The 12,514-nt window shown below is 49.0% G+C and carries 11 protein-coding genes; all 11 read right to left on the bottom strand.

The window, feature by feature from the left end; translation table 11 throughout:
* Positions 1 to 53 precede the first annotated feature (53 nt).
* The 11 genes from HP552_RS23340 to HP552_RS23390 all read right to left on the bottom strand — a co-directional run bounded on the left by HP552_RS23340 (position 54) and on the right by HP552_RS23390 (position 12,300).
* Positions 54 to 1,412 carry an LLM class flavin-dependent oxidoreductase gene (locus HP552_RS23340; RefSeq protein WP_175397785.1) on the bottom strand — a complete coding sequence of 453 codons (1,359 nt, stop codon included), beginning with the start codon at positions 1,410 to 1,412 and terminating at the stop codon, positions 54 to 56.
* 269 nt (positions 1,413 to 1,681) lie between these two features.
* Positions 1,682 to 2,689, bottom strand: a complete 1,008-nt coding sequence (locus tag HP552_RS23345; RefSeq protein WP_175397786.1) for an ABC transporter substrate-binding protein — start codon at positions 2,687 to 2,689, stop codon at positions 1,682 to 1,684.
* 97 nt (positions 2,690 to 2,786) lie between these two features.
* Positions 2,787 to 3,542, bottom strand: a complete 756-nt coding sequence (locus HP552_RS23350; RefSeq protein ID WP_312884339.1) for an ABC transporter permease — start codon at positions 3,540 to 3,542, stop codon at positions 2,787 to 2,789.
* Between the two features lie 90 nt (positions 3,543 to 3,632).
* Complete coding sequence (locus HP552_RS23355; protein WP_175397787.1) at positions 3,633 to 4,442, bottom strand: ABC transporter ATP-binding protein; 810 nt, start codon at positions 4,440 to 4,442, stop codon at positions 3,633 to 3,635.
* Positions 4,443 to 4,749: 307 nt separating this feature from the next.
* Positions 4,750 to 5,457, bottom strand: a complete 708-nt coding sequence (locus tag HP552_RS23360) for a DNA alkylation repair protein (protein WP_175397788.1) — start codon at positions 5,455 to 5,457, stop codon at positions 4,750 to 4,752.
* A gap of 55 nt (positions 5,458 to 5,512) precedes the next feature.
* Positions 5,513 to 5,905, bottom strand: coding sequence for a hypothetical protein (locus tag HP552_RS23365; protein WP_175397789.1), 393 nt, complete (start codon positions 5,903 to 5,905; stop codon positions 5,513 to 5,515).
* A gap of 72 nt (positions 5,906 to 5,977) precedes the next feature.
* Complete coding sequence (locus tag HP552_RS23370) at positions 5,978 to 7,156, bottom strand: DUF4317 domain-containing protein (RefSeq protein WP_175397790.1); 1,179 nt, start codon at positions 7,154 to 7,156, stop codon at positions 5,978 to 5,980.
* Between the two features lie 522 nt (positions 7,157 to 7,678).
* Complete coding sequence (locus tag HP552_RS23375; RefSeq protein ID WP_376768980.1) at positions 7,679 to 9,268, bottom strand: ROK family protein; 1,590 nt, start codon at positions 9,266 to 9,268, stop codon at positions 7,679 to 7,681.
* A complete protein-coding gene (locus tag HP552_RS23380; protein ID WP_175397791.1) occupies positions 9,265 to 10,380 on the bottom strand; it encodes an S-methyl thiohydantoin desulfurase family protein in 1,116 nt (371 codons plus the stop codon). Before HP552_RS23380 ends, HP552_RS23375 begins: the two co-directional genes overlap by 4 nt.
* 4 nt (positions 10,381 to 10,384) lie before the next feature.
* On the bottom strand, positions 10,385 to 11,674 hold the full coding sequence (locus tag HP552_RS23385; protein WP_175397792.1) for a cytosine permease: 1,290 nt from the start codon (positions 11,672 to 11,674) through the stop codon (positions 10,385 to 10,387).
* A 38-nt stretch (positions 11,675 to 11,712) separates the two neighbouring features.
* A complete protein-coding gene (locus HP552_RS23390) occupies positions 11,713 to 12,300 on the bottom strand; it encodes a TetR/AcrR family transcriptional regulator (RefSeq protein WP_281366156.1) in 588 nt (195 codons plus the stop codon).
* Positions 12,301 to 12,514: the final 214 nt, after the last annotated feature.

Genomic DNA, 12,514 nt, shown 5'->3' on the forward strand with positions numbered 1-12,514 from the left:
AGTTCCCTAATGTAAAAAACGCAACCCCGAAAGGTTGCGTTAATGTTCATCCCTTACACGTTCTCTCCAGTGTTCGCGCCGGTTAATGCCTTTTCGCGTGTTTTTACCGCAGGCACAGATAACCCCAGATTCCCTCGAAGGGTGCTGCTTTCATATTCTGTACGGAATAAGCCCCTCCGCTGTAATTCCGGTATCACCAATTCAATGATATCATTAAAACCCTCCGGGAAATGCGGTGGCATAATATTAAAGCCATCTGCACCTTCATTCAAGAACCATTCTTCCAATTGATCCGCGATTTGTTCCGGGGTGCCGACAATTTCCCGATGGCCGCGCGCTCCTGCAATTCGTTCATAGATTGCACGTATCGATTGCAGATTCTCCCGTTTCGCAATTTCGCGAATGATATTGTAGCGGATTCGCGGATTCGTCTCATCTTCAATGGAGCTCGCTTCCGGCAGTGGTTCATCGACATCATACCCCGACAGATCAATATTGGTAAAAGCGGACAAATACGCCAATCCTACTTCAGGCAATATATAGCTGTTTAATTGCTGCTGTTTCAATAAGGCTTCTGCCTCTGTTTTGGCAACCGTAATAAACACACCAGGCATGATTTTCAGGTCATCCGGTTTACGCCCGTATTTAGCCAGTCGCCCTTTAACATCCCGATAAAAGACTTGTGCCTCTTCAAGGGTTTGCCATGCTGTAAAAATAACTTCCGCCGTCTTCGCTGCTAACTCTTTTCCTGATTCAGAAGATCCGGCCTGAACAATCACGGGATGTCCTTGCGGTGTTGTCGGGGAATCAAGCGAGCCCTGCACCTTAAACCAGGCACCCTCATGGTTAACGGGATGTACCTTCTCTACATCTAAATACCGTCCTTTTTCCTTGTCGATGACAAGCGCCTCATCTTCTATGGACAACCAGAGTTGTTTGACAACGTCCACGAATTCCTCGGCGCGTTCATAACGGAGTGCATGCTGCAAATGCTTATCCTTACCAAACAGGAGAGCTTCTCCATCGTTGGCGGATGTGACTACATTCCAGGCGGCACGTCCTTTGGACAGATGATCAATGGCTGCGAATTTACGCGCCACATGGTAAGGGTCGTTATAGGTCGTCGTCAACGTGGCCGTTAATCCAATATGTTTCGTCACCGCTGCAAGTGCTGAAATAATAATAACGGGGTCCAGCTTCAATGAGGATTGTGCATTCCCGGAAAGCCTCTGACCCAATACATCGGCAAAAAACACCATATCGAATTTGCCACGTTCAGCCGTCTGTGCAATTTCCGTTAAATAGTCCAAATCAAATGCGCGACCTGCACCTGAAGAAGGGTGACGCCAGCTTGCGACATGATGGCCGGGCAGATTAATGAAAGCTCCCAATTTCATTTGTTTTCTTGTCATACGAACCACTCCCTTATCTCATATTAAAAACTAATCTATATAAACCGAACTACTCAATCACACAAGGACACTGCAAGTACAGTACCATCTTCCGATCGCTGTTATCCCCAGATTTTTTGGTTCCCCTTTTCTAAGGGGAAAATCCGGTGATAAGCCTATGCTTCCGATGCAGCTTTCATTCAGAAAGCTTTCAGGCGAGCGCTTCGCTTCTCCAGATTGGTACTGCCTTTCCGTTAACGTGTGTATGTTTTTGCGGTTTATATAAAAGATTATTTAGCAAATGGATTATACTCGTTCGTATATAAATCTTCCGGTTTTAATTGACCTTCTTTTAGCTCGCCATTATTCACAAGCCAATCGATCCAAACCCCATATTCCGATGGAGTAATCACGCCCCCCTTTTCCGAAATGCCCGTACTCTTCCAATATTTCAGATTTTCTGTCGTTTCCTTTCGTTCACGCTTATTTACAATGTCCTCAAACCGCTTGATGACTTCTTCCCTGGGTGTGGTTTGGGCCCAATCAATGGCTTTCGCAACCCCGTCTACAAATTGCTTCACCGTGTTCGGATTCTCCCGGATATACGCTTCACTGAAGAAATAATCGCCCGCAGTAAACTCCGTTCCAAACACATCGATATCTCTAAAAATTTCAGTGATCCCGCCTGTTGCCAAAGCCCTGTCCCGGCCGATTCCGCTTAGTAACACTACATCAATCTGTTGATTACGCAGAACCTGCTCCGCGCTCGAACTCGGAACCGTCACCAAAGTGACCTGTTCGATTTCTTTCTCAGTCAGGTTGCCTTGTCGTAAATAGTCTTTGAGCACAAACTCCAGATGGGCACCGAGAATATTCACCCCTACCTTTTTCCCGATAAAGTCTTTAGCGGACTTGATTGGCGCCCCTTCGAGTGCATATGCTCCGATGTACGTATGTTCATCACTGCCGTATGAACCGATGACGGATTTTATTTTCACGTTTTGGGAGTAGGATTTGATAATGGCCCCATTAAATGCTGAACCAAAGTCAATTTGTTTTGTCGCGGTTAATTGAATACTTTCCGGTCCCCCAACACTGTCCCCTATAGATTCCAACTTCAAATCCCCTAAATAACCCAAATCCGCAGCCAGTTCCGGAAAAGAAACACTTCCAGGTGAAGACTGATATTGCAGGATTTGATCTTCACCGCTTTTCGCGGAGGTCTTGGGATATGAGCAGCCTGATAAAACACCACCTACCAAGCCTACAAGTACAAGGATTCCTAATGTTCGCTTCATCTCGTTTCTCCTCCTCCAAACGATTTCTTTCCATAACTCATTAATTACATCGATTTAGTAAGAATTAGCCTTAAAAAAAATCAATTCATAATCCGTACTATTCATTCACTTGCTGCTTCCATTTGGAAAATTTACGTTCAAGCATACTCAAGCCTTGGTTGATGATTAAGCCCAGCAAGGCAATGGTTAATATGCCAGCATACATTTGCGGGATCTGAAAGTTATATTGGGAATACGTAATCAGATAACCCAAGCCTTCTTTGGCTCCTACCATTTCTGCAGCAATTAACACTAATATCGCCCCTGTGCCTGCCATGCGAATACCGGTAAAAATGGTTGGTACGGATGCTGGTAGGATCACCTTCAGGAATAATGTAAACGACTTAATATTCATGGATCTTGCTGCTTTAATAAGTAAGGGATCCACGTTACCAACAGCAGCAATCGTATTCAGAAGAATGGGCCATGTGCAGGCAAACAGGACGATGGCGATCTTGGATGTTTCCCCGATTCCGAGCAGCAGCATGAATACCGGAAGCAATGCTAATGCGGCAGTATTTCGAAACAGTTCCAACACGGGATTTAACAACTGTCTGGCTAATGGATACCAGCCAATCAGTAACCCTAACGGGATCGCAATAATTAAGGCTAAGGCGAATCCACTGAATGAACGAATGATGCTCGCCAGAAAGTGAGTGAAAAGTTCGCCTGAAATGATCAAACTCCACAACGCCCTGATGACTTCGGAAAAGGCAGGGAAAAATGCTGCATCTACCAAGCCCGTCCTTGGTGCAATTTCCCATAGCAAGATCAATGCAATTAACACGACAGACTGTTTGAACAACTTAAGCACACCGGAAAAGGCAACAGGGCTTCGTTTACCAAGCTGTAGGGTTGAACGAGCCGTTTTTACGTTTTCGATAGAAATACACTCCTTTATCCATTAGATATAAGCACCGCGATATTCGGGTTCATGCAGTAGACTCCATACTTCATGGCGAGCCTTCACAAAATCAGGATGGGAGCGAATGTCCGCATCTTCGAGTCGCGATTGGAGCGGAATATCCACGATTTGTCTCACCATACCGGGCCCTGGTGTCAACACGACGACTCGCTCTCCAAGATAAACGGCCTCATCAATGCCATGTGTAATAAAAATGATGGTCTTTTGGGTTTGCTGCCAAATACGCAAAAGTTCACTTTGTAGGGATTCCCGTGTTTGAGCGTCCAATGCGGCAAAAGGCTCATCCATTAATAAGACATCTGGGTTAAATGCAAGGCTTCTGGCAATCGCCACACGCTGCTTCATCCCTCCGGACAGCTCGTGCGGATAACGGTCTCCGAAATGCGTAAGCCCGACTAACGCAAGATAATGCTCCACTTGCTCTCTACGCTCCTGCTTCGGGATGCCCTTGGCTTCCAAACCAAATTCAATATTGCCGCGCGCAGTCTTCCACGGAAATAATGCATATTGCTGAAATACAATGCCTCGATCAAGCCCTGGGCCAGTAATGGTTTGGCCATCAATTAAAATGCGTCCGTGTGTAGGTGAGGATAAACCGCTAATCATATCCAGCAAGGTTGATTTTCCACAGCCACTCGGGCCCACTATAGTTATGAGTTCGCCTTTTCTTACCGAAAAGTCCAGGTCTTTTACCGCTGTAAAGGCTTGTGTTGCCTCCTTTTGCTTAGGATCGCGCACACTGAACGTTTTGGTGACACTCTCAAATCTGATTTTTTCAGCAGCAACCATTGACTTCACCTCTTCAATTATATTGGGAGAGTAACAAAAAAGGCTCAGGCGACAACGACAATCGTTGCCACCTGAGCCTCTGGATGAACCAGTCAGCTTACATTCAATTAACTAAAACTTAAATATTTCAAAACTTCATTAATCTGATGTGTTTACTATATTTTAGTCCCACAGGATTGTCAACAACTACTTCAAAATAATGTAATTTCATCATGGGAACTCCATTCCACTTCAGTCGAAGGCAATGCACATAAGGGCTAAACCTTGGATAACATTACGGTTTACTCACAACCCGTGCTGCCTTCCTTTAACATCTTACATACTTACGTTTGAAACCAATCCGATTTTTATCTACGGCATTTTGAATGGTTTCGGAAGCATTCAGAAACTTGCTCTTGGGCTTGTCCTTTTGAACTTCGACGGGACCGATGGCCTTCGCTGTTTCAACGGCCTTGTCATGCAGCGGAACGTAGGACACGCCCACGGTGTATACGAAACTGTTCATCGAATATTGGGTCCGTTCAGGAGATTGGTGGATCCTCGCTTGCACGTCTTCCAACATCTTGCTCAGCTTCTCCTCGGAGAACTCGGTATCCTTTCGATTGCCAAGCAGCCAGCAGTAACAGCTCCAACCTGCCGACATTTTCAGCTCTTCGCCGCTGGCAATCCATTTATCCGCCACCTGCTGGGCGATATCCGTTTCGGACAGCGTGACGGCAACGATGAAATCGGAGATCATGTAAAAATAGGCGTCCTCGATCCACCGGTCAAAATCCGCTTCCGTCATCGCTTTCGGATCGGCAATGACTCCCGCAAAATACATTGCATCGTAATTCCCGGTGGCGTACAGCTGCTCAGCCAAGGCCTGATCCTTTTTGATTTTTCGGGCGATCGGTTTCATCGCTCCCGTAGCCACACCGAATAGTGGTTCATGTGCACCATTGGACATGTATATTTTTTTCGTGCGTTCCTTGCCGAGCGCCTCAAGCTCCTGCATCACTTCTTCCAAATTCATTTCGCAACACTCCTTGATTTATATTGGAATTGGGGTGTTTCATCTGCTGCAGACCTCAGCTGTTTTCCAAAACATCATTGAAAAGTTGCCCACCACCATCGACATCAATGATTTTAAGGCGACTCGTGTTTTTGATAAAAATGGTCTTGTATTTCTCCTCACTATCCTGGTTTGCGAGAAGAAGAATGCGTTCGTTTTCGTTATCGGTTACCGTTCGAAAAGTATAATCCTGCGAATCAATAGTCCGAACAATTACGTCATATTCGGGAAGTGAAGACCACTCACCGTGGTCCGGACTTTCCTCTGCTTGATCCTTATCTTGCTGCGCCGTCTCGGTCGGTGCGGAATGCTCATTACTGCCCGCATCGTTGACGGGATTGGTCTGGTTCGAATCGCAAGCCGTCAGCATCGTTGCGGCTGCAATCAAGATCAAAAGCATTTTGTTCACCTTAAGTCATCTCCTGCTGCTTCAGTGCTTCTTTTGGTAAATTCCTGATCGTTGTCCTGCAATTAAACGTGATTAATTTATGAGCGTCTCAGAAGCTAACGTGAATCCTTCGATCGCAACATCTTCGTCCACTTCAATCATGATGCAGCGTTTACCCTGAAAATTCACCTGTTTAACATACCTCAAATCCTGAGGGCTAACCGAAATCGTAGCAACCTTGGTCTCAATTTTGATGGATTTGGAAGTAAACTTAGGCATAACGCTGGTCGCTTTCATCTCATAGTTCTTGTTATCCACGATCGTTTCAAATGCACGTTCTACCTTCTCGGTCGTCACGTCTTCCACGCCGCTTGCATTCAGTACGCGCTCCAGATCTTTATAATCCAGCTTCGGAGGTTCTTCCTCCTTTGTCTCTTCGTTGATTTCGATCACTCGGTTAATCTCCTCGTACACCTGTGCAATCGTGGCTGAATCGAGCTCCTCGCCGGCCACTTCCTTGACGATATCTTCGAAGATCGCTCGTTCTTCCAGTGCCGTCACGGATCTTTCTCCGTTCAGGACCTGTTCGACAAAATGCGGATCCGGGAAATTCGATTTGCCCGTACAATACAAAATGCGATTCACATCGGAATAGTTGTCCGTCACACTCGGGTACAGGAATCCTTGCTCCGGCGTGCTTAATTTGATAATCGGATCGACAATGACATTGTATTTGAACTCCCGCTCCACATAATCGAACAAGAGCGTTTTCCGTTGTTTTTCCGTCGAATTCACGCTGCATAGAATGAAGGGATGGGCGAACACCTCGTTCTTCTCGCTCTCTTCCGCTTCATCATTTCTCGCCTTGGTCGGCAAATAATACTGTCCTCGAACGAACGTGACCACCATATCCCGCTCATACTTGGCATCCGCCAACATTCGATCCACGAGCACCAGCATCAGGTCCTGCCATTCTTCGGGATCACCTGACACCAAAGCTTGGTGAAGCAGCACCTGCGCCGGTTCCTCCGCTTGCTCCTGAAACTTCAACTCGAACAATTTTTGATCCAGTTCCCCGGTCAGCAGTTTTTTGAAATTCCCCATGTATAACTCCTGCTTCTCCCGATCCACCAGTTCGAACGGATGCCGTTCCCAGTGATAGACTTCATTCGTTTCCTTCGTAATATAGACATTGAGAATATCGTAAATGTTCAGTAAATCGTGATCCATTTTAAATTGCTTGCGTATATTAGCGACTTCTTTTTTGTTCATATCGGATTCGGCAGCTCCTTAGATATATTCTGGCTTATTTAGTATAAATTATTGAACGCAAATTTGTTAGCAATCTTGCAGCTTGCAATGCTGTGCTTAGGGTTAATTCTCCTATGCCCTGATCCTCTATTGTGGCATATTTGAATACCTGAGTCGAGGACATTTCCATGAAAAAACATCTTACTTCACTGTGTGAATTTCCCTTTTTTCCCGGACCCGCACCGTTGGAGATATTATAAAAGGAGGCCCTGCAAAGAAGGTGCTTCTTCGATCATTTCCGTTGCATCATAAAAAAAGGCGCTCCTGCTCGTCTTGATCCAAGCTTGGCACGAAAGCCCTGTTCACAGCATGAAAAATGGCAGTACGGGTAGCATCCCGTACTGCCATTTTTTATTCTGAAGTGTTTCTGCGCCGTTCGCCACCGAGCAATGCAATACGATGCGATTACGATTGCTCAATGTCTATACGCACACTTCTAAGTTGTCTCCAGTACAGTCTAGCAAACTCACATGTCTTGCGCTGTTACAGCTTGCCTGCAGCTTTCACTTTTACAAGCAGTGCATTGCCTGGCAGATAGGCAATCGGAATGTCCTCGACGGACACAATCTGTACCGTCCCCGGGTTCGCGCCAGCAGCCGCTGCCTCGTTCATGGCACTCTGCTTCGCATCGCGGATCACGTCGTCATAACTCCAGTCGTCCAGCGAATAGATCCGCTCCGACTCGCCGCTAACTTCTCCCAGCGCAGCGCCGATCGCGTTTGCCGCATCATAATTATCCGGACGGATAATGCGGCTTGCCCCCGCCAGCATATCAGGTACCAACAGACTGCCTCCGCCCACTAAGATGACATCGACGGGATCGGCACTCGTTTTCATTCGGTCAATGGCATCTTCCAAACTCTGCTGCATGACTGCATCCACCTTGCGGCAAACGGCTTCGTCCACCGCATCCGCGTTTGTACCTGGCCATGCGGCCCGGCCCAGCTTCACAGCCACGTCCGTCGTCGTCAGTATATCACCACCGAAGATGCGGGCCCGTGTCGTCAGCTCATAGCCAACGCTGTCCGGGCCAACCGTTACGCCGCCTTCGTCATCCAAGCGGACGATTGTACCGCCGCCGAGGCCAATGGACAAAATGTCCGGCATCCGGAAATTCGTGCGAATACCGCCGATATCCACCGCTGCCGATGACTGGCGCGGGAAACCTTGCACGAGTACGCCGATATCCGTCGTCGTGCCGCCGATGTCAACGACCAGCGCGTCACTCAGCCCGGACAAGTGCGCAGCACCCCGAATGGAATTCGTCGGTCCGCAGGCAATCGTCAGAATTGGATAACGGAGCGCATATTCACTCTTCATCAACGTGCCGTCATTCTGGCAAATGTACAACTGTGCATTGATGCCGAAGCCGTTCAGCGCTTCTTCGAAGCCGCGCACCACGCCCGCAATGACTTGCAGCAGCGCCGCGTTCAGCACGGAGGCGTTCTCCCGCTCGAGCAGTCCAATGCTGCCAATCTCGCTGGAAAACGTGACCGGCATGTCCGAACCCAACACCTCGCGTACGATGTCTCCGACCCGCTTCTCCTGCTCACGATTTACAGGAGCAAATACGCCGCACACCGCCACTGTGTCAACTTCACCGCTCATTCCGCGGCACAGTTCGACGATCTGCTCTTCGTCCAGATTCGCAATTTTGCGGCCGTCATACTCATATCCGCCAGAGGCGATATAGCTATGCGGCCCAACTGCAGCGCGCAGCGATTCGTCCCACCCAGCAAGCGGCGGAACAGCCGTCGTTGCCGGAGCACCGATCCGAATAAGGCCAACCCGGCCGAGATGTTTGCGCTCCACGATGGCATTGGTACAATGCGTGGTGCCAAGCATCGCATAGCGGATGTCTGCGCCATTCACGCCGCTTTCCTGCAGCAGCCTACGAACGGCTTCTACAATGCCTTCGTTCACATCGGCAGTCGTATGCACCTTCACCTTGTGTACGCAGCGCAAGTCGGAATCCAGCAGCGCGGCGTCCGTATTGGTTCCACCCACATCAATACCGATGCGGTAAATTGGGTTTGCGTCTGCCGTTGAAACATGGTTCAAGTTGTCCTTCATTTCGCAGCACCTCTCTTCGAAGCCAACGTTTCAATCGGCACATAATCAAAGTCATAACCGAAGTATCTCGGCCCTGCCGTCTCGATGCCTTTTGGCGTGCGCCATTTGTCATCGCATGGCAAGCCTGCCACTGTGACCCGGGCTCCATACTTCAAGTTTTCCGTCGTTACCGGCATGCCTGTATCCTGATCCAACAGTGTGATCAGATCAGGCGTAATCGCCAGTGGTTGGTCATCAACGGTAGCGAGCAAAAACTCGTTCTGGAAGAACAGTCGCATCGTTTTACCCTTGTTCTCGCCAGTACCTTCGAACACTGCTTCGCCGCGCGTAAAACCGCCGTCCATGCGGCGGCGGATATCCACGGCCTTGCCATGGAACAAGGCATGGCCATTCAGCTTCGTGAGCAGTTCACGCACCGGATTCAGCTTCTGCTGCTTCGCTTCAAACAGCGTCCGCCCGATCTCATAGGCGAGCGTCAGCGTGCCGCCGATGGCGCTCTGTTTCGCCTGTGCGCCAGATACCGGATAATCGCAGATAGAGGCAGAACCACCCATCTCTACCGTCAGCGCACGCGCCATCCGTTCTTCCCACACGCCGTCAATCGTATGCATCAGCGCGCTATTGCCGCGCTCGTCCGCCATCGCCACCGGGCTGCACGGGATGCCTTCCAGATGGAACGTCACCATCTGTGATTCGGGAAATGCACGCCCCATCGCATCGGCATCGACGAGCGGAATTCCGCGCTGTGCTGCCGCAATGACAGGAACGAGCGAGTTGCCGCCGCCGACCTCGATCGGCATGACAGCATCCACCTTGCGGCCAAGTTCTCTTTCCATCAGATCAAGCGGTTTGGTCAGCTGTTCTGCGGAAGGTATTTTCTCCAGCATCACCGTCGGCGCTCCAATCATCGATACCGGCACGATAAGCCCTTCATCATCGAGCTCATCAAGCTGCGCGATTCGGACCGGACCATACTTGCGGATCGCCTCCATGGCCATCAATTTTCCGACATGAGGGTCGCCTCCGCCTCCTGTGCCCAGCACCGCAGCTCCTATCGCGATATATTCAATTGCCTGTTCATCCAACGTTGTTAATCTGGTTGCCTTGTTCATGCTTTCATCCCTTCTTTACTACCCATTTGCCTATTACTGCTTGTACGATAAATGCCACCAAGAAGCTGTCCAGTGCCGGAACCTGCGTCACCTGGAACCAACCAAGTCCATCTGGTGCCATCGTTGTCATCAATCCGAAGAACGTAGCAATTATCCAAACGATGATGGAGCGGGGAATCCAGCTCCTGTTGCTGTCCAGCCCGTCAAACGAGAATCTCTTTTTGCTAACCAACAAATACTCAGCCGTGTATATTCCGCCCAGCGGTGCGACAAGCATCGTAATGTAAGTCAGGAACGTCATGAAACGGTCATATATACCGAAGCAGGCAAGTGCCGTCGCAATTAAACCTGCAATGATCGTGATAACGGACTTAGGCACCCGTTTGAATACGACGGAGAAACCCAGCCCCGCAGAATATAAATTGTTCGTATTGGTCGTCCATTGTGCCAGTGTCAGCACGATAATCGCCGGAATACCGATTCCGAGCGTCAGAAGAATGCCCGTTAGATCGTCGGAATCCATCGCACGCGACAAAAAGATCGCAATGATGGTCATGAAGCTGTTGCCGACAAAGAAGCCGATAAACGCCGCGGTAACAGCATGCTTTGGCGTTTTGGCCCAGCGCGCAATGTCAGGAGACAGCGCCGTTCCAAGAATAAAGATACCGATGACGAGCGAAATCGCCGTCCCCATCGGTAGGGCATCACCCTCGAATGGTGACCAGACGTTGCTTCCGCCTTCCCCGTTAAGCGCCAAGACCAGAGCGATGATAATAAACACGACGAGCAGCGGTACCGACCAGACGCTTAACTTTTCAATCGCCCGGTAACCCCAGATCGCCGTGGACATCATGAGAAGTCCACCAATGATCGACAGTACCCAGAGCGACCAATGCCAACCCCATAGCTCACCTAAAGCGGTTTGGAAGTTGGAAGCGAAGAAGCCGACCTGAACGCCGAACCAGCCCAGCGAAGAAATACCGAGGATAACAGAGACGATTAACGCCCCTTTATTTCCGAAAAGAAACCTGCTAATCATGGCCGTCGACAAACCGGTTTTGGCCCCGACATAGGCGCAGACACCACCAATGATGCCCAAGATAACAGAACCGACGATAACCGCAGTTAGCGAGTCGCCGATGCTCATGCCCGCCCCGAGCTGCGCACCCAAGAACATGGCGGACAGATCAATGCCGATCGCAATCCAGACAAATGCCATCGAGAGCCATGATTTCCGTAAATGCTGGGGTACGGGCTCCCGTTCGTAATCTTCTATTTTCGTATCGTTGCTCATGTTCCACCCTCTGCTTTCTGTCCAGTCTTGTTGTTTGCCTATGCTTTGACGGATCTCCAGAACATCTCAAATGCGTGCTGCAGTTTCCGTTCAAACAGCTCCGGCGATTTATAGTAGTAATATTGCATGCCCAGTCCGTCCATTAAGGTAAGGAATGAATCCACCATCGTCTCCATTGAAACGGCGGCCAATTCGCCGCGATCCAGACCTTCCTGCATGATCTCATCAATAATGCTGCTCAGCAGCGTATCGAAACGCCCGAATGCCTCTTGCATCCGATCGAGCAAAAAATCCGGCGGGAAAATCAAATACCGGAAGGCAAATGTGGCAAGCTCCGTTTTATTCCGATGAAAATCGTATTGGCGAAGCAGCAGCGCATGCAGCTTTTTCTCTGTGCTCATTCCTTTGCTGGTTTCCGCCATCGCTTGGATATATTCGTTATAGGCGCTCATCGATTCTTCGAAGACCGTCATGAACAGATCTTCCTTGCTTTCAAAAAAGGCGTAAATTGCCGGTGTTTTGACACCGACCGCCTTCGCGATTTCCGATAATGCCGTCCCGTCGTAGCCCTTCTGCCCGAATAATCTCAGCGCGGCTTCCTTCAGCTTCGTTCTGGTCATGGTCATCCCCTTTTCTCCATTCTAATTAACGTTAATTAAGTAGATTATACAATTATCTGCATAAAAATCAATGGATTTGTCAGGTATGCTGCATAATCTTTCAAACTTTATACGTTTCAAACCTCAAGTAGGGCTTTTCTATAAGGTCGTTAATAATCTATCCTATGAATTAAAAAGGGTGCCACGGTGAGGTCGATAAGATGCCAATACGAAAAAGAGA

It is taken from the genome of Paenibacillus xylanilyticus, from assembly GCF_013359935.1.
Taxonomy (GTDB): domain Bacteria; phylum Bacillota; class Bacilli; order Paenibacillales; family Paenibacillaceae; genus Paenibacillus; species Paenibacillus xylanilyticus.